The 20,423-nt window shown below is 66.6% G+C and carries 17 protein-coding genes; 10 read left to right on the top strand and 7 right to left on the bottom strand.

Going from position 1 to position 20,423, the window contains the following annotated elements; genetic code table 11:
- Positions 1 to 263: 263 nt before the first annotated feature.
- Together G3N58_RS02675 and G3N58_RS02680 are read right to left on the bottom strand one after the other, a co-directional pair.
- Entirely contained in the window at positions 264 to 2,558 is a 2,295-nt protein-coding gene (locus G3N58_RS02675) for a hybrid sensor histidine kinase/response regulator (RefSeq protein ID WP_205998411.1), read from the bottom strand.
- Between the two features lie 275 nt (positions 2,559 to 2,833).
- On the bottom strand, positions 2,834 to 3,079 hold the full coding sequence (locus G3N58_RS02680) for a hypothetical protein (protein ID WP_167282522.1): 246 nt from the start codon (positions 3,077 to 3,079) through the stop codon (positions 2,834 to 2,836).
- 33 nt (positions 3,080 to 3,112) lie between these two features.
- Here G3N58_RS02680 and G3N58_RS02685 point away from each other — a divergent pair, with 33 nt between their 5' ends.
- From G3N58_RS02685 to G3N58_RS02715, 7 genes are all read left to right on the top strand, one after another.
- Entirely contained in the window at positions 3,113 to 3,478 is a 366-nt protein-coding gene (locus tag G3N58_RS02685) for a response regulator (RefSeq protein WP_167038903.1), read from the top strand.
- Positions 3,471 to 4,094 carry a chemotaxis protein CheC gene (locus tag G3N58_RS02690; RefSeq protein ID WP_167038901.1) on the top strand — a complete coding sequence of 208 codons (624 nt, stop codon included), beginning with the start codon at positions 3,471 to 3,473 and terminating at the stop codon, positions 4,092 to 4,094. The genes G3N58_RS02685 and G3N58_RS02690 overlap by 8 nt, the downstream gene beginning before the upstream one ends.
- Positions 4,091 to 5,038 (top strand): diguanylate cyclase, encoded by a 948-nt coding sequence (locus tag G3N58_RS02695; protein WP_205988984.1) that lies wholly within the window; start codon positions 4,091 to 4,093, stop codon positions 5,036 to 5,038. Before G3N58_RS02690 ends, G3N58_RS02695 begins: the two co-directional genes overlap by 4 nt.
- Positions 5,039 to 5,275: 237 nt before the next feature.
- The gene (gene hpnD / locus G3N58_RS02700) at positions 5,276 to 6,127 is read left to right on the top strand and encodes a presqualene diphosphate synthase HpnD (protein ID WP_205998412.1); all 852 of its coding nucleotides are present in this window, start codon (positions 5,276 to 5,278) and stop codon (positions 6,125 to 6,127) included.
- A 4-nt stretch (positions 6,128 to 6,131) separates the two neighbouring features.
- The gene (gene hpnE / locus G3N58_RS02705; protein WP_205998413.1) at positions 6,132 to 7,400 is read left to right on the top strand and encodes a hydroxysqualene dehydroxylase HpnE; all 1,269 of its coding nucleotides are present in this window, start codon (positions 6,132 to 6,134) and stop codon (positions 7,398 to 7,400) included.
- A complete protein-coding gene (shc, locus tag G3N58_RS02710; RefSeq protein ID WP_205998414.1) occupies positions 7,397 to 9,517 on the top strand; it encodes a squalene--hopene cyclase in 2,121 nt (706 codons plus the stop codon). The genes hpnE and shc overlap by 4 nt, the downstream gene beginning before the upstream one ends.
- A 3-nt stretch (positions 9,518 to 9,520) precedes the next feature.
- Entirely contained in the window at positions 9,521 to 10,276 is a 756-nt protein-coding gene (locus G3N58_RS02715) for a phosphorylase (protein ID WP_205998415.1), read from the top strand.
- A gap of 157 nt (positions 10,277 to 10,433) precedes the next feature.
- On the opposite strand, the gene G3N58_RS02720 is transcribed toward G3N58_RS02715, so the two are convergent.
- A complete protein-coding gene (locus G3N58_RS02720) occupies positions 10,434 to 11,489 on the bottom strand; it encodes a VacJ family lipoprotein (RefSeq protein ID WP_205998416.1) in 1,056 nt (351 codons plus the stop codon).
- 2 nt (positions 11,490 to 11,491) lie between these two features.
- A complete protein-coding gene (locus tag G3N58_RS02725; protein ID WP_205998417.1) occupies positions 11,492 to 14,107 on the bottom strand; it encodes an MMPL family transporter in 2,616 nt (871 codons plus the stop codon).
- A gap of 212 nt (positions 14,108 to 14,319) precedes the next feature.
- Between G3N58_RS02725 and G3N58_RS02730 the strand changes: the two genes are divergently transcribed.
- Positions 14,320 to 14,922, top strand: a complete 603-nt coding sequence (locus tag G3N58_RS02730) for an ABC transporter substrate-binding protein (protein ID WP_167038884.1) — start codon at positions 14,320 to 14,322, stop codon at positions 14,920 to 14,922.
- A gap of 160 nt (positions 14,923 to 15,082) precedes the next feature.
- On the opposite strand, the gene hpnH is transcribed toward G3N58_RS02730, so the two are convergent.
- Together hpnH and ispH are read right to left on the bottom strand one after the other, a co-directional pair.
- On the bottom strand, positions 15,083 to 16,237 hold the full coding sequence (gene hpnH / locus G3N58_RS02735; RefSeq protein ID WP_167282508.1) for an adenosyl-hopene transferase HpnH: 1,155 nt from the start codon (positions 16,235 to 16,237) through the stop codon (positions 15,083 to 15,085).
- Between the two features lie 10 nt (positions 16,238 to 16,247).
- Positions 16,248 to 17,192, bottom strand: coding sequence for a 4-hydroxy-3-methylbut-2-enyl diphosphate reductase (gene ispH / locus G3N58_RS02740; protein WP_167282500.1), 945 nt, complete (start codon positions 17,190 to 17,192; stop codon positions 16,248 to 16,250).
- A 361-nt stretch (positions 17,193 to 17,553) separates the two neighbouring features.
- Here ispH and hpnC point away from each other — a divergent pair, with 361 nt between their 5' ends.
- The gene (gene hpnC, locus G3N58_RS02745; protein WP_167038879.1) at positions 17,554 to 18,420 is read left to right on the top strand and encodes a squalene synthase HpnC; all 867 of its coding nucleotides are present in this window, start codon (positions 17,554 to 17,556) and stop codon (positions 18,418 to 18,420) included.
- Between the two features lie 11 nt (positions 18,421 to 18,431).
- Positions 18,432 to 19,604 carry a glycosyltransferase gene (locus tag G3N58_RS02750; RefSeq protein ID WP_167038877.1) on the top strand — a complete coding sequence of 391 codons (1,173 nt, stop codon included), beginning with the start codon at positions 18,432 to 18,434 and terminating at the stop codon, positions 19,602 to 19,604.
- Positions 19,605 to 19,743: 139 nt separating this feature from the next.
- Here the strand turns inward: G3N58_RS02750 and G3N58_RS02755 are convergent, their stop codons facing one another.
- Entirely contained in the window at positions 19,744 to 20,313 is a 570-nt protein-coding gene (locus tag G3N58_RS02755; RefSeq protein ID WP_205989068.1) for a hypothetical protein, read from the bottom strand.
- Between the last annotated feature and the right edge of the window lie 110 nt (positions 20,314 to 20,423).

Consider the following 20,423-nt stretch of genomic DNA (forward strand, 5'->3'; position numbering starts at 1 on the left):
GCCCCGTGGACGCCGCAACGATCGTGCCGGAGCGTGGCCGCGCGCTCGCGTATCCGCTGTGATCTGCCGTGAGGCCACGCCGCGTGGGGCGTCCATGCAAAAAAGCGCGGCGTGTCGCCGCCGCGCTTTTACAAGTCCTGGTAAATGACGCCTGAGTGACGCCTGAGTGACGTGCGGGTGATGCCTGCATGACCCCCGGATTCAGGCGCACGGAGCACACGGCCGAGAAGCTACGAGGCCATGAGGTCAGGAGGCCCCGCCCCTCAGGAATCGGCCGGATGCGTCACCGGATCGTTATCCGTCTGCGCGAGATTGCGCTGGATCGTTTCGAGCAGCTTCTCGAGCAGACCGATGTCGAACGGCTTGGACAGCACGCGCACGTTCACATGCCGCGCGCGGTCGAGTTCTTCCGCGTAGCCGGTGACGAGAATGACCGGCAGTTGCGTATCGAAGGCGAGCACCGCTTCTGCCAGATCGATGCCGTTCAGCTTGCCGGGCATGTGAATGTCCGACAGCACGAGATCGAACGGCAGCGGCTCGCCGGTGTCCGCGCGCTTCGCGCGGGCGTCGTCGAGCAGGCGCAGCGCGAGGTCGGCGTTGAATACGCCGGTGACCTTGTGGCCCATCATCTGCAGTAGCGCTTCGGTGCCGGCGGCCACTTCCTGGTTGTCCTCGACGAGCAGCACGCGCAGCCCCTGCGGCGCTTCGATCTCCTGCGGACCCGCTTCGTCCGGGCTGACGCTTTGCGGCTCGGCCGACGCGCGCGGCAGATACAGGCGCACCGAGGTGCCCGCGCCGATCGCGCTGTCGATCGCGGCAAGCCCGCCCGAACTCTCGCAGAACGCAAACACCTGCGGCAGCCCGAGGCCCGTGCCCATGCCCTTCGGTTTGGTCGTGAAGAGCGGCTCGAAGGCGCGCGCGAGCACCTCGGGCGCCATGCCGGTGCCGGTGTCCTCGAGCGAGATCTGCACGAATTCGCCGGTGAGCGGGAAGCCGTCCTCGTGACGGAACACCACGTTGCTCGCGCGCACCGCGAAGCGCCCGCCGTTGGCCATTGCGTCGCGCGCGTTCACGGCGACGTTGATGAGCGCGAGCTCGAGTTCCGCGACGTCGACGCGCACCGGCCACGTATCGGCGCCGCTGTCGATCACGAGCGACACCTTCGCGCCGAGCGACGCGCGCAGCAGTTCGCGGCAGGTCGGCAGCCAGCGTTCGAGCGACAGCGTCTCGGTGCGCAGCGGCTGCTTGCGCGCGACGCCGAGCAACTGCCGCGTGAGCGACTGGCCGCTCTTCAACGCGCGCTCCATCGCCGAGAGTTCGCGCTCGACCCCGCCGACGCCGCGCCGCCGCACGATCTGCACGTTGGCGGAGAGGATCATCAGCAGGTTGTTGAAGTCGTGCGCGACGCTGCCGACCAGCGTGCCGAGCGCTTCCATCTTGCGCGACTGGCGGTATGCCGATTCGATCGAGCGGCGCATCGACGCCTCGGCCTGCCAGCGCTGCCACGCTTCCTCTTCGGCGCTCAGACGCCGCAGCGACAGCCAGATCACGCACCACAGCGCGATCGACGGCGTGAACATCGACAGGATCAGCACGCTCAGGTGCGTGTACCAGGCGGTCCAGATCGCCGAGGTGCGGTAGCCGCACAGCACGTACACGGGATACGAGCCGACGCGCCGGAATGCGACGATCAGGTTGCCGCCGGCGAGGGGCGAATGCATCCGCACGACGCCCGTGCGCTGGCCTTGCGCGACCGCTTTCGTGAACGGCGTGTCGGGCGAGATCGCCGTCGCCTCGCGCGGGCCGGACGGATAGTGCGCGAGCACCGCGCCGTCGGTGCGCACGAGACTCATGATCATCGGCGTATCGCCGCTGCCGCCGAGCAGTTCGCGATAGAACGCGTCGAAATAGCTCGGCCGCAGCGCGATCGACACGACCCCCGCGAACGAGCCGTCGGGCATCTTGCGCTCGACGCCCATGTTGAACACCTCTTCGCTCGCCACGCGTCCGCTCATCACCTTCGAGACGTGCTGGAGTTCGTTGCCGTCGCGGATGCCGACGAAGTCGTCGCGCTCGCCGATCGACAGCACCGGTGATGGATAAAAGCGGCTGCTCGCGAGCAGGTCGCCCCCGAGCCCGAAGATCGACACCGCGGCGACCTGCGGATAGCCGCCGCCCATCGTGCGCAGCTTGTCGTGAATCGTGTGTTCGCGCCCGCGAATGCCGTCGTCGTCGAGGCCCGCGGTCAGATCGACGATGCGCGAGTTGAGCGTCTCGTTCATGTCGAACACCTTCAGCGCGTGTTCTTCGGCGACGCGCACGGTACGTCGCGTCATGTCGGTCGCGTCGGCCTCGCGCGAGCGCAGATCGGTGAACGCCATCGCCGCGACGTAGACGAACGGCAGCACGACGGCCGCGACCAGCAGCGCGATCAGCGTGATGCGCCGCACATGGAAATTCTGTTCCGGCACGGCGGGGAACGAGGCGTCGTCCTGTTCGCGGACAGAACGGCGGGGAAGGCGGCTCGCACGTGGTGAGTCGACCCGGTCAGGTGTCATTTTCGTTGATGCCAAAAGTCATTTGAAGCGGGCAGCCCCGTAGCGGCCCGGTAGTTTGTCGCCGCTTTCAGAGGAAGCATAGACCCCGAGCGGCAAAAGTTGCCGCAAAGCGCCGGGAGCCAGGGTTTGCCGTTCCCGCTGTTCTTTAAAAGTAGTCTTAAAACAAACAGCGACGAATCGGCAAGCGCAAACGTACACAAAAGTATAAAGATAAAAGAATGGGCACTGGAACTAGTTAATCATTTTTAAAATCTGCTTCGCATAGAAAAATCTCATTAATGAACCTCGTCCTGGTGAGTTGCCTTTGCGCGAGTTTGCTTCGACAATCCTTGCCACGACAAAAAAGCCGTTGCCACGTCCGTGCCGCGGATCGTCAGGGTCCGCTGAACGCGTCCCGCCGCACACGCTCCCTTCTCGCCAGGCAAGCCGTATTTCGACAGGCGCCAGTGTGCTTTGTCGCGCATCGGTCGATTGCGCGCCGAAGCCCAGGCCGCCATCCGTTGCAGATACGAACGAGCCATTCCGCTTTTCAACCCGTCCGAGCCGACGTTGCCATGCTGCCCATTGTGATCGCCGACGATTCGCTGCTTGCCCGCCGTGTGCTGACGAAAGCGCTGCCGCCGGACTGGGACGTCGAGGTGTCCTACGCGGCGAACGGGCGCGAGGCGCTGGCGCTGTATCGCGCGGGCAAGGCGCCAGTGATGTTCCTCGATCTGACGATGCCGGACATGACCGGCTACCAGGTGCTCGAAACGTTGCAGCACGAGGACCTGAACTGCTTCGTGATCGTCGTTTCCGCCGACGTGCAGCCGCTCGCCCGGGCACGCGTGCGCGAACTCGGCGCGCTCGCGTTCATCGCCAAGCCCGTGACGTCCGAGGCGCTCCTGCCGGTCCTCAAGGAGTACGGGCTGTATGTCTGAGACGGACTTCACCGAGGACCAGCGCGACGCGCTGCAGGAGATCGCCAATCTCGCGATGGGCCGGGCCGCGACGCGGCTCGCGCGGCTGCTCGATTCGTTCATCGAACTCTCGGTGCCGCGCGTGCGGATGGTGGCCGTGAGCGAGGCGGCGCGCGCGCTGCGCGAGATGACCGGCATCGACGATACGGTCAGCGCGGTGCGCCAGGGCTTTCGCTCGGACATCAAGGGCGAGGCGCTCGTGATCTGCCGCAGCGACAGCATCGCGCAGCTGTGCGCGCTCGTCGGCGATCCCTACGCGCGCTCGAGCTACGAGTCGATCAGCCAGCGGGAGCTGATGTTCGACGTGGCGAATCTGCTGAGCGGCGCGTGCGTGTCGTCGATACTCGACCAGCTTGGCCGCACGCCGGTGTTCTCCGCGCCGGGCCTGCTCGGCGAGGCGCTCACGCTCGACGAGGTGTTCCAGCCCGGCGTGCTGCAATGGCGCGTCGCGCTGCTTCTCGAAGTCAATTTCACGCTCGAGGATCGGGACTTCCGCGCGCATCTCGTGATGCTGATGGCCGAGGAATCGATTCTCCCCATGAACGACGCGCTCGACGCGCTGCTGTCCAGCCTATGAATGAACCGGTGGAATCGTTGAGCGACCTCGTGGTCGAGCGGGTCGGCTTCGGCATTTTCGTGCTCGACCGCGAGATGAACGTGCTGATGTGGAATCGCTTCATGCAGGACCACAGCGGGCTGTCGGCGCAACAGGTGGTCGGCCGCCCGATCTTCGCGCATTTTCCGGAGCTGCCGCGCGTGTGGCTCGCGCGCAAGATCGAGAGCGTGTTCCAGCTCGGCACCTTCGCGTTCAGTTCGTGGGAGCAGCGCCCGTATCTGTTCAGATTCGATCACGACCGGCCGATCACCGGCGGCGTCGACTTCATGCAGCAGGACTGCACGTTCATGCCGCTGATGCGCGAACGCGACGTGGTGGCCGTCTGCGTGACGATCTCCGACGTCACGCACGTGAGCATCGTGCAGCGCGAACGCGAGGAAGCGGTCGAGAAGCTGCGCGAATATGCGAACCGCGACGGACTGACCGGCATCGCCAACCGCCGTTTCTTCGAGACGCGTCTGCAGGACGAATTCGCGCGCTGGCAGCGCTATGGCGGCGATATGTCGATGCTGCTGTTCGATCTCGACCACTTCAAAAAAATCAACGACCAGTTCGGCCACAGCGTCGGCGACACGGTATTGCGCGTGATGACGCAGCGCGTCGCGGGCGTCGTGCGCGCGCAGGACACGTTCGGGCGCTTCGGCGGCGAGGAGTTCGCGCTGCTGCTGCCGTGCACGCCGCTCGAAGATGCGATGCGCGTCGCGGACAAGATTCGCAGCGTGATCGCCGAAACGCCGGTCGAACTGCTCGGCACGAGCGTGCCGGTGACGGCGAGCCTCGGCGGCGCGGCGGCGCGCGAAGGCGTGCCGAGCTACGACGTGCTGATCAACGAGGCCGACGCGGCGCTCTACAGCGCGAAGCGGCAGGGGCGCAACCGCTCGGTCGCTTTCCGGCCACCGGGCTGACCGGGCGGCGGGCGCGCTGGCCGCTGGCCGGAGCGCCTCGCCCGGCGGCCTTCCTGTCTGTCCCTAAATGGGGCCGCGAAACTGCGGCCACCGGCAAAGGTTGTTATACTTTTCGCCGTTTCCGGCCTCCCAGCCGGATGTTTCGCGCGTGTCCGCGCGCGCGGGCCCACTGTCCTGCGGGTCGGCATAAAACCTTCTTTGAACGCCTTTCAGCAGGCGCCTCCAGCGGAGATCGTCTTGGCTGTTTCCAATCTCGTCGTGGACGACAACGAAATCGATGCCGCTGCCGCCACGTCCGGCAGCTCGTTTTATCTCGCCATGCGCATCCTGCCGGCTGCGCAGCGCGATGCGATGTATCAGGTCTATGCTTTCTGCCGCGCCGTCGACGACATCGCCGACAGCGACGACATACCGCGCGCCGAGCGCTCGGCCGCGCTCGATCAATGGCGCGCCGACATCGACGCGTGCTATGCCGGCCAGCCGCGCGCCTCGTTGCGCGCGCTCACGCGGCACATTCACACGTTTCATCTGCAACGCGAAGATTTTCACGCGATGATCGACGGCATGGCGATGGACGCCGCCGCCGACATCTGCGCCCCCGACGACGCCACGCTCGACCTCTATTGCGACCGTGTCGCGAGCGCGGCGGGCCGTCTGTCGGTGAGGATATTCGGGATGCGGGAAGAGCCCGGCCGGCTGCTCGCGCACCACCTCGGCCGCGCGCTGCAGCTGACGAACATCCTGCGCGATATCGACGAAGACGCCGGCATCAACCGCTGCTATCTGCCGCGCGAGCTGCTCGCGCGCGAGGGCATCGCGATCACGAACCCCACGCAGATCGCCGACGATCCGCTCCTGCCGCGCGTCTGCGCGACGCTTGCCGAGCGCGCGAGGCAGCACTTCGCGGCGTCCGACGCGATCATGGATCGCGAGCCGCGCGCCCACGTGCGCGCGCCGCGCATCATGTCGGGCGTCTATCGGGTGCTGTTCGAGCGCACGCTGGAGCGCGGCTTCGACATTCCGCGCACGAAGGTCAGCAAGCCGAAGCTGCGTCTGCTGTTGATCGTCGCGCGGTACGCGCTTTTCTGAGCTGATGCCGAAGCTCGTCCACGTGGTCGGCGCGGGCGTGGCGGGCCTCGCCGCCGCCGTGCAGTTGCAGCGGCGCGGCGCGCGGGTCGTGCTGCACGAGGCGCGAGACCACGCCGGCGGCCGCTGCCGTTCGTACTACGATGCGAAGCTCGGCATGACGATCGACAGCGGCAATCACATCGTGCTGTCGGGCAATGCCGCGACGCTCAACTACGTGCGCGCGATCGGCGCGATCGACGAACTGAGCGGCCCGGCGCGGCCCGAGTATCCGTTCGTGGATCTGGCGACGCGAGCGCGCTGGACCGTGCGGTTGTCGCCGGGGCTCGTGCCGTGGTGGATTTTCGATGCGCATGCGCGCGTGCCGGACACGCACCCGGCCGATTACCTGGCGCTTGTGCCGCTGCTGTTCGCCAAGCCGGCGCGCAGCGTCGCGCAGACCATGCGTTGTCACGGGCCGCTGTGGGACCGGCTGTTGCGGCCGCTGTTTCATGCGCTGCTGAACGTTGAGCCGCGTGAGGCGTCGGCCGAGCTGACCGGCGCGATCGTGCGCGAGACGCTGCTGGCCGGCGGCCTCGCCGGCCGACCGCTGGTGGCGCGCAACGGGCTCGGCAGCGCGTTCGTCGATCCGGCGCTGCGGCTGCTGCAACACGGCGGCACGACGATCCGGCTCGGCTCGCGTCTGCGCGAGATCACGTTCGCCGCCGAGCCGGCGCGCGTGCAGGCGCTGCATTTCGCCGACGAAAGCATCGCGCTCGACGCGAACGATGCCGTGATCCTCGCGCTGTCGTCCGAAGACGCACCGGCGCTCGTGCCGGGTCTGTGCGCGCCGACCCGCTTCGCGGCGGCGCTCAATGTGCATTTCGCGGTCGAGCCGCCGTTCGGCTCGCCGCAGATCACCGCGTTGCTCAACGGGACGGCCGCCTGGCTGTTTGCGTTGGACGGCCGCTTCTCCGTGACGCTGAACGGCGCGGAGAGCCTGCTCGACACGCCGCACGAAGCGCTCGCGGCGAGCGTCTGGGCCGAGGTCGCGCAGGCGGTCGATCTGCCGCTCGCGCCGCTGCCGCCGTGGCAGGTGGTGAGCGAACGACGCGCGACGTTTGCCGCGTTGCCCGATCAGGAAACGCGGCGGCCGGGCATGCGTACCCGCTGGAACAATCTCATGCTCGCGGGCGACTGGACGGCCACCGGCCTGCCCGCGACACTTGAAGGCGCGATCCGCTCCGGCCAGAAGGCTGCGGACACGCTGCTGAATCAACCGATGGAACGCCGATGAACGACCTATCCCAGAACCCGCCGCTCGACGCGGTCCTGCCTGACGCCGAAGCCGCCGGAACGGCGCTTGGGGCTGCCGCCGCGCAGAACGCGCCGGAAGCTGGCGCAACGTCAACGACCGCGCAAGCGGCGGCGCCTGAGGCGGCGGCTGCGGCGGCAACCGAAGCGACTGCTGCTGCTACCCCCGACGCGGCCTCGCTCGACGCCGCTATCACGCGCGCGACCGACGCGATCCTCGCCGCTCAGCAGCCCGACGGCCACTGGGTCTACGAACTCGAAGTCGACGTGACGATTCCCGCCGAGTATGTGCTGCTCGTCCACTATCTCGGCGAAACGCCGAACCTCGAACTCGAACAGAAGATCGCGCGCTATCTGCGCCGCACCCAGTTGCCGAATGGCGGCTGGCCGCTCTTCACCGATGGCGCGCTCGACGTCAGCGCGAGCGTGAAGGCGTACTTCGCGCTAAAGATGATCGGCGATTCGCCCGACGCCGAGCACATGGTGCTCGCGCGCGAGGCGATCCTCGCGCACGGCGGCGCGGAAAACGTGAACGTGTTCACGCGGATTCTGCTTGCGCTGTTCGGCGTGGTCTCGTGGCGCGCGGTGCCGATGATGCCGGTCGAGATCATGCTGCTGCCGACGTGGTTTCCGTTCCATCTGTCGAAGGTGTCGTACTGGGCGCGCACCGTGATCGTGCCGCTGCTCGTGCTCAACGCGAAGCGGCCGCTCGCGCGCAACCCGCGCAAGGTGCGCATCGACGAAGTGTTCCGCGGCGCGCCCGTGAATACCGGCATGAACGAGCGCGCACCGCATCAGCATGCGGGCTGGTTCGGCTTCTTCCGCTGTGTCGATACGGTGCTGCGCGCGGTCGATGGCCTGTTCCCGAAGGCGATGCGCGAGCGCGCGATCCGCGCGGCGGTCGCGTTCGTCGACGAACGGCTGAACGGCGAGGACGGCCTCGGCGCGATTTTCCCGGCGATGGCGAACTCGGTGATGATGTACGACGTGCTCGGCTATCCGGCCGATCACCCGAATCGCGCCATCGCGCGCAAGTCGCTCGACAAGCTGCTCGTCGTCAAGGACGACGAAGCGTATTGCCAGCCGTGTCTGTCGCCGGTGTGGGATACCTCGCTCGTCGCGCATGCGCTGCTCGAAACCGGCGAGAAGCACGCCGAGCAGGCGGCCGAACGCGGGCTCGAATGGCTGCGTCCGCTGCAGATTCTCGACGTGCGCGGCGACTGGATTTCGCGCCGCCCGAACCTGCGGCCGGGCGGCTGGGCGTTCCAGTACAACAATGCGCATTATCCCGACGTCGACGATACGGCCGTGGTCGTGATGGCGATGCAGCGCTCGGCGGCGCTCACGCAGTCCGACGCCTATCGCGAAGCGATCGCGCGCGCGCGCGAGTGGGTCGTCGGCATGCAGAGCAGCGACGGCGGCTGGGGCGCGTTCGAGCCCGAAAACACCCAGTACTACCTGAACAACATTCCGTTCTCCGATCACGGCGCGCTGCTCGATCCGCCGACCGCGGACGTGTCGGGCCGTTGCCTGTCGATGCTCGCGCAGCTCGGTGAACTGCCGCAGGGCAGCGAGCCTACGCGGCGCGCGTTCGACTACATGCTGAACGAGCAGGAATCGGACGGCAGCTGGTACGGCCGCTGGGGCATGAACTACATCTACGGTACGTGGACCGCGCTGTGCTCGCTGAACGCGGCCGGCATGCCGCATGACGATCCGCGCATGAAGCGCGCGGTGCAGTGGCTTCTGTCGATCCAGAACAAGGACGGCGGCTGGGGCGAGGGCGGTGAAAGCTACAAGCTCGACTATCGCGGCTACGAGCGCGCGCCGAGCACGGCCTCGCAGACCGCCTGGGCGCTGCTCGGCCTGATGGCGGTGGGCGAGGTCGGTCACGAGGCGGTCGCGCGCGGCATCGATTACCTGCAGCGCGAGCAGCGCGAGCATGGGCTGTGGGAAGAAGAGCGATTTACCGCAACCGGTTTCCCGCGCGTGTTCTATCTGCGTTATCACGGTTATTGCAAGTTCTTCCCGCTGTGGGCGCTCGCGCGCTTCCGTCATCTGAAGCGCAACGGGTTGACGCGCGTCGCGGTCGGGATGTAACGGATGCCTTTTTCGACAGCGCGTTCCGCCGATGCGGACCGCCGCGGTTTGCCCGTGATCGTCGTGACGGGCATGGCGTTCGAGGCGCGCATTGCGCGCGGCGACGGCAGCGATGGCGTCGAGGTGGTCTACGCGGCGCGGGCCGATCTGCTCGAACGCGCGCTGAACGCGGCGCTCGAGCGCGGGGCGGCGGGCATCGTCAGTTTCGGGACAGCGGGCGGGCTTGCGCCGGACCTGGAGCCGGGCGCGCTGATCGTCGCCGATGCGGTGCATGGGCCGTTCGGGCGGATCGAAACCGACCGGCCATGGGCGGATCGGATCGCCGCTGCCGTGAGCGCGGCGGGGGCCGCGCGTGGCGTTGCCGCGCGGCTGCGGCGCGGCCCGACGGCAGCAGTCGCCGCACCGCTGATTACCGCTGCCGACAAACGCGCTCTGCACGACTCGACCGGCGCGCTCGCGGTGGATATGGAATCGCACATCGCGGGCAGGATCGCCGCCGCGCATGGGTTGCCGTTCGCCGTGTGCCGCACGATTGTCGATCCGGCCTGGCGCACGTTGCCGCCGGCCGCCACGGCTGGCTTGCGCGACGACGGCAGTACGGCGCTCTGGCCGATTCTGCGGGAATTGCTGCGGCAGCCGTCGCAACTCGGCGCGCTGCTCCAGTTGGCCGCCGACGCGCGCGCCGCGAAGCGCACGCTGGTCGAGACACGCGAGGCGCTAGGCGAGAGCGGCGCGCTGCGGATGGCGGCGGGCAACTGAGATCAGGCGGCGCGGGTGGTGCCCGTGAAGGTGGCTGACAAACGCTTTGGCCCAGACTGATTGGGATGCCCGGATGCCCAGACGATGTAGCTCGCTCGAACGGGGCGCCCATTGCGGGCGCTCCGTTTTGCTTCAAGGGCTTTCGTCCAAAGCAGCCTTATTGCGGAGCCGGTACTGCCGCCGGTTGTTTAGCGTCGGCGGGCGCGGTTTGCGGTGCTTCAGCGGCAGGCGATGCCGAAACCGGCGTTGCGCCGGGATCGCTGTAGTTGGGCAAATCGCTCGGCTCGCCCTTATCGGCTCCGGCTCCACCGCCGGGTACCCCCGATGCTCCACCGGTCGCCGGCGCAGCCTCACCCGGATCGGTGTAATTCGGCAGATCACTCGGCGCACCCGTCGCACTCTTCGCGGCCCCAGCACCAGACGCCCCATTCGGCGCCTGCGCCGCCTCACCCGGATCCGCATAGTTCGGCAGTCCGGCCGGCGTCCCCGAACCGGACTCGCCGTGATCCTCGTAGTCGGGCAGGGGCGCGGCATTCTCGCTCGTGCCGCGCAGACGCGCACGCCGCTGCTGCGTATAGGCGTCACGCACGAACGAGTACTTGTCGAGCGCGGCCTGCTGCAGCAGATCGGTCGCGCCGAGCAGATCGGAGCGCGTGCTCACGAACTGCAGCACATACAGCGGATTGCGCGTTGCCGGTTCCACGTAGTTGAGCGGATTGAATTTCACGTCGACGACGAGCCCCATGCTGTCGCGCACGGTGCTCGGCCCGAACAGCGGCAGCACCAGATACGGACCCGACGGAATGCCCCAATGCCCGAGCGTCAGACCGAAGTCCTGATGATGCTTCGGCAGCCCGGCCGGGGTCGCCCAGTCGAGCAGACCGCCGATACCGAACACCGAGTTGAAGGCGAAGCGCACGATGTCTTCGGTCGCGTCGGTCACATTCAATTGCAGCAGCGCGTTCGCGGCGTTGGTGAGGTCGCCGAGATTCGAGAAGAAGTTGCTGACGGCCGTGCGCAGCGGCTGCGGCGTGACCTTCTGATAGCCCTTCGCCACCGGCACCGCGATATAGCGGTCCACGCCGTCGTTGAAGTTGAAAATGACCCGGTTCACGGGCTCGAACGGATCGCCCGGCTTGTGGTCGGGCGCGGTTGCGCAACCTGAGATCAGACCGGCGGCGGCGAGCGCCAGCGCGGTGTTATACAGCTTCATGCTTAGATTCCCTTTTGCTTCGCGCGACGTTGGCGCGGCTTGCCCATCAGTACGGGCTGAAATACCACTGCACCGATCAGTGTGCAGAACAGCGAAAGCGCGAGCAGCCTCCCCATGCTGGACGTGCCTGGATGATGCGACAGCCAGAGGCTACCAAACGCGGTGGCCGTTGTCGCTGCGCTGAACAGAACTGCGTGCGTGAGGCTCGACTGCAACAGGCTCGTCTGGCCGTGGCGCCACGCCATCACGAAATAGATCTTGAAGGCCACGCCGACGCCGAGCATCAGCGGCAGCGCGATGATGTTCGCGAAGTTCAGCGGCATGCCGAACACGACGCACAGTTCCAGCGTGACGAGCGCGGAGACCAGCAGCGGCACCAGCGTGCGCAGTACGTCGCCGATGCGGCGCAGCGCGATCCACAGCAGGATCGCGATCGACAGCAGCGCATAGATGGCGGCTTGCAGGAACGCCTTGATGATCGTGTCGGCCGAATGCAGGATCGAAATCGGCCCGCCAATTGCGCCGGGCTCAGCCTTCTTCACCGCGTGCGCGAAGCGCGCGAGCATCGTGTCGTCGTTCGGATCGACGCCGGCCGGCACCTTCGGCGCGATGTCGACGAGCGCGCGGCCACCCTTGCCGATCCATGACGCGACGATGTCCTTCGGCAAGTTCTCCTGCGTAATTTCGGTCGGTTGCAGCAGATTTTCCAGTTGCTTCAGCGCGATGCGCAGCGGCTCGGACAGCGCGGCTTCGGCACGGTCGCGCGTGGCGGCGTCGGCGGCGGCGAGCTTCTGCAACGTCGCCGACAGATGCTGCGCCTCGGCGGCGCCCGGCCCTGGATGATCCTCGGCCGCGAGCGCAAGCTGGTTAGAGGCGCGCCTGAGCGCGGCGACGCGGACCTCGTCGGTGGCCGGCGCCGCGGGCTGCTGCTGCAACGCGGGCAGCAACTGCTGCGCAGCGCTCGCGATCAGCATCATCTTCTGCTGCTGGTCGGCGGGCACGAACGTGCTCAGCGTCGTCACGCGGCCTACCTCGGGCAGCTGGCGCAGGCGCGCGGCGATGGCATCGGCGTCGGCGAGCGACGGCGCGAGCGCATGCACGTTGTTGACCGCGGCTTCCGGCGAATCCTTCAGCGACAGCAGCGTCGCCATCGATTCCGTATGCGGGTCCTTCAGGTGCAGCGGATTGAAGTCGAAGCGCAGATGCGTGAGCAACGGCGTGGCGCCGATTACGACGATCAGCGTGCCGATCAGCACCGGCTTGCGATGGCGATCGAGGAAATCGTCGACGGGTGCGAGCTGCTTGAAGCCGGGCGAGGCAGCTTCGCCCGGCGGATTGAAGACCTTCAGCAGTGCCGGCAGCAGCGTCATGTTCGTGAAGTACGCGACGAACATGCCGACGCCGGCGATCTGGCCGAGCTCGGACACGCCGCGATACGCGGTCGGCAGGAACGAGAAGAAGCTCAGCGCGACCGCGACGGCCGCGAGCGTGAGCGGCACGCCGATGCTGTGCGCGGTGTGCATGAGCGCGGCGGAGAGCCGGTCGTCGCGGTTGCGCTCCTCGCGATACTTGACGCCGAACTGCACGCCGAAATCGACGCCGAGCCCGACGAACAGCACCATGAACGCAACCGAAATCATGTTGAGCGCGCCGACCATCATCAGACCGAGCGCGGCCGTGATCGCGAGCCCGACGAACAGCGTGATGAACACGGCCGCGATCATGCGGCCCGAGCGCAACGCGAGCCACAGAATAATCAGTACGACGATGAACGTGCCGATGCCGTTGAGCACCGCGCCGTCCTGCACGGATGCGAACTCTTCGTCGGCGAGCGGTTGTTCGCCGGTCAGGCGGATCGTCGCGCCGAAGCGCGAGTCGAGATGCAGCGACGCGGCCGTCGCGCGAATCGCTTTCGAGGCGCTCGCGCCGGCTTCGAGGGCGTCGTAATTGACGACCGGCTGTACGACCACGAACGCGCGCGTGGGATCGGTGGCGACCGTTTTGTCGACGAGCGCGCGCCATGAGAAGGCGGCCGGCTGGCCGGCCAGCACGCGATCGAGCGTGTTCGCGCTTTGCGAGAGCAGATGGCTCATGTCGGCGAGCTTCACCTGGCCGAGTTGCAGCGGCAACAGCAGGCTCGTGGTTAGCGTGCCGGCGAGGCCGGTCAGGCTCGGATCGTGCGCCAGCGCGTTGACGAGCGGGCGCGACTGCACGAGTTGCGAGGTGGTGGACATCACCTCGTCGGTGGACGGAAACAGCAGGCCGTTGTGTTCGAAGAACGGCCCGCCGGCCGGCTGCGAGACCGCGGTGAACTCCTTCGAATCGGCCTTGAGCGCGGCGCTCAGCACGTTGGCGGCGGCGTCGGCGAATTCGGGCGCGCGCGCCTCGACGACTACGAGCACGGTGTCGCCGCGTTCGGGGAAGGCGGCGTCGAGCGCGTGCTCGAGTGCCGACCATTGCTTGTCGGTCTCGATGAGACGACTGATGTCCGTGTTGATCTTGAAGTTGTGCGCGACGTAGACGCCGCTCAGAACGGCGAGCACGATCGACAGCGCGATGATCCTCAGCGGATGACGCACCGAGTACGCGACGAGACGGACGATATATGACTTCAGCATGTAGGCGGACGTAGCCTTATCACGGAGATGGTTCTTGACGAAGGTGCATAAGTATACAGAGCCGCGGCAACGTAGCCCGAGTTCGGTCGCAAGCGCGGCACCCGGCCGGCTGGCCCGGTTGGGAACGCAATCCCGGCTATACTGGTCTATCCCTCATTAGCCTTGGGCTCGCGAGCCCGCCGGCGCTACTACTTTCAGGTCCTGACGCGCGTATGAAACGATATCTGACTGCTTTTCTGGCCGCGGCCGTGGTGTCCACGGCGGCATTTGCGCAAAGCGCGCCCGATGCGGTGGTAAAAAGTGCCGTCGAGGGCACGGTGACCGCAATGAAGGCCGATCCGCAGGCACGCGGCGGCGACATGGCGAAGATCACCCACGTCGTCGAAACGCACTTCCTGCCGGCCACCGACTTCCAGCGCACCACGCGTATCGCGGTCGGCAAGCCCTGGTCGACCGCCACGCCGGAACAGCAGAAGCAGCTGTACGAGCAGTTTACGCTGCTGCTCACGCGTACCTATGCCGCATCGCTGTCGCAACTGCGCGACCAGGACGTGAAGTTCAAGTTTATGCCGGTGAGCGTGCCGGGCGGCGCAACCGACATCGTCGTGCAATCGCATGTAATCAGCAACGGCGGCGACGATGCGATCGACTACCGGCTCACCCGGGGAGCGTCGGGCTGGAAGATCTACGACATCAACATGATGGGCGCATGGCTGATCCAGGTGTATCAGACACAGTTCGCCGACCAGATCGCCAAGGGCGGTATCGACGGGCTCATCAAGTTCCTGACCGAGCATAATGCGCGCGGCGCCTGAGCGGGTCGACCGTTTGCTCCGGCGGTAACGGTAAAGCAACGGTAAAACAAAAGCGCGGTGGCCTCGAACGGCCACCGCGCTTTTTTCATCTGCAGCGCACGGCGCGCGGACATTCACGCACCGTACGCGAGGCGGCGCGCAACCGCTCCGCCCGAACCACTCAGTGCGCCGCGGTTGCGGTCTGCACCTTCTTGCCCGTGCCGGCGCGCTTGATCTCGTCGAGCTTGATCTCGACGTGACGCGAGAACACGTACTCGGCGGGACGCTGCTTGTCGAGCGGGATGTCCTTCGCGAACGCGCCCGTCGTCTTCGGACCGCGCAGGCTGACCTTCAACGCCTTCAGCGGATGCGCAACCGTGTCCATCACGGCCGTTGCTTCGAAGCCGCAGTGGACCATGCAGTCGGCGCACTTCTCGTAGTTGCCGGTGCCGTACTTGTCCCAGTCGGTCGTTTCCATCAGCTCCTTGAAGGTCTTCACATAGCCTTCGCCGACCAGATAGCACGGCTTCTGCCAGCCGAACACGGTACGCGCCGGGTTGCCCCACGGCGTGCATTCGTAGCTCTGGTTGCCAGCGAGGAAGTCGAGGAACATCGCCGACTGGCTGAACGACCAGTTCTTGCCGTTGTTGCCGCGCTTGAAGATTTCGCGGAACAGCTGCTTGGTCTTGTCGCGGTTCAGGAAGTGCTGCTGGTCCGGCGCGCGCTCATACGCATAGCCCGGCGACACCGTGATGCCGTCGACGCCCATCGGCCCGAGCGTGTCGAAGAACTTCGCCACGCGCTCCGGCACCGCGTCGTTGAACAGCGTGCAGTTGATGTTGACGCGGAAGCCCCGGCGCTTCGCTTCGCGGATCGCGGCCACGGCCTTCTCGTAGACGCCTTCCTGCGACACCGAGTGATCGTGCGCTTCCTTGTCGCCGTCGAGGTGAACCGACCAGACGAAGTACGGATTCGGCTGGTAGTCGTCCATCTTCTTTTCCATCAGGAGCGCGTTCGTGCACAGGTAGACGAACTTCTTGCGCGCCATGATGCCCTTGACGATCTCCGGCATTTCCTTGTGCAGCAGCGGCTCGCCGCCCGCGATCGAGACGACCGGCGCGCCGCATTCGTCGACGGCCTGCAGGCATTCTTCGAGCGACAGGCGCTGGTTCAGGATCGGATCCGGATAATCGATCTTGCCGCAGCCATTGCAGGCGAGATTGCAGCGGAACAGCGGCTCCAGCATCAGGGCGAGCGGATAGCGTTTGTTGCCGGAGAGATGCTGGCGCATGATGTATGCGCCGACGCGGACTTTCTGTAGCAGCGGAATAGACAAGATGTCCTCCTTAAACTTCGCGTGCAGCGAGTGGTTGCATCAGCTTCGATGGCAACTTGAATTCGACTTTCTCTTCACGGCCCGCCATCGTCGCGACATCGACGGGCCCCAATGCGCGCAGCGCATCGATTACGTTCTTCACCATCTCTTCCGGCGCCGATGCGCCGGCCGTCACGCCGACCGTCTGCGCGCCGGCAAACCATTCGGACTTCACTTCCGAGCCGTCGGCGACGAGGTAGCTCGCCACGCCGCTTTCGCTGCCGATCTCGCGCAGCCGGTTCGAGTTGGAACTGTTGGTTGCGCCCACCACGAGCAGCACGTCGATTTCCTTGCTCAGCTCGCGCACCGCCGCCTGGCGGTTTTGCGTCGCGTAGCAGATGTCGCGCGTGTCCGGACCGACGATGTCGGTGAAGCGGCGCAGCAGCGCGTCGATGATGCCGCGCGTGTCGTCCACCGACAGCGTGGTCTGGGTGACGTAAGCGAGCGGCGTATCCACCGGCAGATCGAGCTTCGCGACTTCGGCTTCGCTTTGCACGAGCAGCACCTTGCCCGGAATCTGGCCGATCGTGCCTTCCACTTCCGGATGACCGGCGTGGCCGATCAGGATCAGCGTGCGGCCGGCGGCCACATACTGACGGCCTTGCACGTGAACTTTCGTGACAAGCGGGCAGGTCGCGTCGAGCACGTCGAGGCCGCGTGCTTCGGCATCGCGTTCCACCGTTTGCGCGACGCCATGCGCGCTGAATATTGCCACGGCGCCCTGCGGCACTTCATCGAGTTCCTCGACGAAACGCGCGCCTTTCTGGCGCAGATTGTCGACCACGTGACGATTGTGGACAATCTCGTGGCGGACATACACGGGCGCGCCGTGTTGTTGTAACGCGCGATCGACGATTTCGATTGCGCGGACAACGCCCGCACAAAAGCCGCGGGGCTGAGCAAGGATGACTCGCATATATTGGCGAACTCCGACTGACGCGGGTTTCGAAGAAGTCGGTGAAACCGACTTTATCGCCGCGCTCATCTTGATTAGTTGACGTCTTGAGCCCCGGCGACGGGCCGGTACAGCAAAACCAAACGCGCATTCTAACGCTATCGGGGCCGCTTTGCTTTCTGGCGCAGCCCCCGTGTTGGATGCCCGCCGCCGCAAGGGCGCCGCGTATGGTGCCATGCCGGGCTGCCGCGCGGGTGTCACGGCCCTGTGCCAGGCCAGGCCGGGACGCTGGCTGCACCGGTTTGGCGGAACCCTTAAACTACCGGTCCTTGCGGCGCGCATGATGCGCCGTGTATTACAGAATGGTTTCGAGGCTCGCTGGATGGACGTCGATCAGCACGAAAATTTTCCGATCGCGAGCGTATTGCTGCCGAAGACGCTGCGCGCGCCTGTCGGCATTATCTACCAGGTTGTGCGCACCGCGGCCGATATCGCCGGCGAAGGCGACTGGAGCGCTGCCGAGCGCCATGCGCGCCTCGCCGATTTCCGCGCCGGACTCGACGCGGTCGCGCAGCGGCGCGCGGCGCCCGTGCATGCGCTGCTGTTCGGCAAGCTCGCGGGCGTGATCGCGCAATATACACTGCCGCTCGGGCCGTTTTACGACCTGCTCGACGGCTGCGCGCAGGACATCGATACAAAGCGTTACGCGGATCGCGCCGCGCTCGTCGACTATTGCCGCCGCTCGGCGCATCCGGTCGGGCATCTGATGCTGCACCTGATCGGCGCGGCGACGCCGCGCAATCTCGCCGACGCCGACGCGATCTGCACCGCGTCGCAGCTCATCAGCTTCTGGCTCGACGTCGCCGCCGACTGGAAACGGCAGCGCGTGTACCTGCCGCAAGCGGATTTGCGGCGCTTCGGCGTGAGCGAGGCGCAGATTGCCGGCGGTGTCGTCGATGATGCATGGCGCGCACTGATGGCGTACGAGGTGGACTTCGTGCGCGATACGCTCGTGCGCGGCGCGCCGCTCGCGCTGCGCATGCCGGGGCGGCTCGGCATCGAGTTGAGCGCCGCCGTGCATGCGGGTTTGCGCTTTCTCGAACGCATCGAGCGCGCGGGCTACGATGTGTTTCGCGAGCAGCCGGTGCTCACTCCGTTCGACTGGTGCGTGGTCGCGGCGCGCACCGTGGCGATGCAACTGTCCAGACGCGTCGGCGTGACGGCGCGTTCAATCGAGGGTAATGCTTAATGGCGGGCTCAATGGCGGCGGTCCTGTTTGTTCTTTCGTGTGTTTCCCTGCTGATCTGGTGCGTGCTGCTGTTTGCGCGCGGCGGTTTCTGGCGCGCGCGTCCGGCCGCGCCGCTGACCGTCGCGCCGCGCGTCGCATGGCCGGCGGTCGCGGCCGTGGTGCCGGCGCGCAATGAGGTCGACGTGATCGCCGAGGCGGTGACGTCGCTGCTCAAGCAGGACTATCGCGGCGCGTTTCACGTGATCGTCGTCGACGATCACAGCACCGACGGCACCGCCGACGCCGCGCGGGCCGCCGCGCTCGCCCTGCAATGCCCGGAGCGCCTCACGGTACTGGGCGCGAAGCCGCTGCCGCCGGGCTGGTCCGGCAAGGTGTGGGCGCAATCGCAGGGCATCGAGGCGGTGCGCGCGCTCGGCCTGCCGGCTGACTACCTGCTGCTGACCGACGCCGACATCGGCCATCCCGCCGATGCGCTCGTGCAGCTCGTTGCGCGTGCCGACGCGGAAAAGCGCGACCTCGTCTCGCTGATGGTGCGGCTGCGCTGCGATTCGTTCTGGGAAAAAGCGCTGATTCCGGCTTTCGTGTTTTTCTTCGCGAAGCTCTATCCGTTCGCGTGGGTCAACAATCCGCGCAACCGTACCGCGGCCGCCGCCGGCGGCTGCATGCTGGTGCGCCGCGCGGCGCTCGAGGAAGCGGGCGGCATCGAGTCGATCCGCGCCGAATTGATCGACGATTGCAGCCTCGCCGCGCGCATCAAGCATCGCGGCACGGGGCGTCATCCGATCCGGCTCGACGTGGCCGCGAAGAGCGTGTCGCTGCGTCCGTACGATAGCTGGCGCGAGATCTGGAACATGATCGCGCGCACGGCCTTCACGCAATTGCGCTATTCGCCGCTGCTGCTCGCGGGCACGCTCGCCGGCATGGCGATCATCTATCTGCTGCCGCCGGTCGCCGCGCTCGTGCTCGGGCCGCTCGGCTGGCCCGCATGGCTCGCGTGGGCAGCGATGTGCTGCGCGTATGCGCCGATGCTCGCCTACTATCGCCGCTCGCCGTTGTGGGCGCCGTTTCTGCCGCTGGTGGCGCTGTTCTATGTCGGCGCGACGTTCGCGTCGGCGGTGCGCTACTGGCGCGGCAAGGGCGGGCAGTGGAAGGCGCGCGTGCAGGCGCCCGTGCAGGAGCGTTGAAGGCCGGCGATTGACGGTGCCTGACGGTGGTTTGCTTCGGGCGATGCGCGCAGGCATAAAAAAAGCGGCTTCATCAAGCCGCTTTTTTTTGCGCTCGGCGTTTCGCTTGCCTCACGCGCTTTTCGTCAGGTACTGCGCGTCATGCGTTCGTGAGCATCATGTACATCTGGATCACCACGTCCGGCGAGAACGTGAACGGCACCCAGCCGTGGCCGGTATGGCGCATCACGAGCAGGCGGTCGCCGTTCGACTGCTTCTGCACCGCCATGACCGGATTTTTCGTCGACACGAACTGCCAGCCCGGCGGAATGCCCTGCGGCTGTTCGGGTGTCATCGAGGCGCGCGCATTCGACAGTTCCTCGATCAGCCGGCCGATCTGGTCCGGACGCAGCGCGACCGTCTGATTGCCGATCGTCATCGTGATTTCGTCGCGCGCGGGGCGGTTGATTGCGAGCGTCGGCTGGAATTGTGGGGCGGCCGCATCCGCCGGAGTGCCCGCGGGCGGGGCGGCGGGTTCAGCGGCTTCGTTGGCGGGCGCGCCGGCCACAGCGTCCGGCGCCGTCTCGGTCGCCTCTGCATTTGCTGCCGCTTGCGATGCCGCGGTCTGCGCGGGTGTCTCGGGAGTGTTGTCGGCCTGCCTGGCCACGACAGCCTGAATGAGCTGATCGACGCCCACTTCCAGCACGCCGAGCTGTTCGTGAAGATTCATGCGAGGTTTCTCTGATAAGACCCGCGATTTTACCTGCTGCGCGCGGGCTTGGACCCGTCGCGGGTGCGGGACTTGTAACAAAATGCTTACGCCCCCGCGCAAGCGGGACT

The organism is Paraburkholderia sp. Ac-20342 (genome assembly GCF_017104985.1).
Taxonomy (GTDB): Bacteria; Pseudomonadota; Gammaproteobacteria; order Burkholderiales; family Burkholderiaceae; genus Paraburkholderia.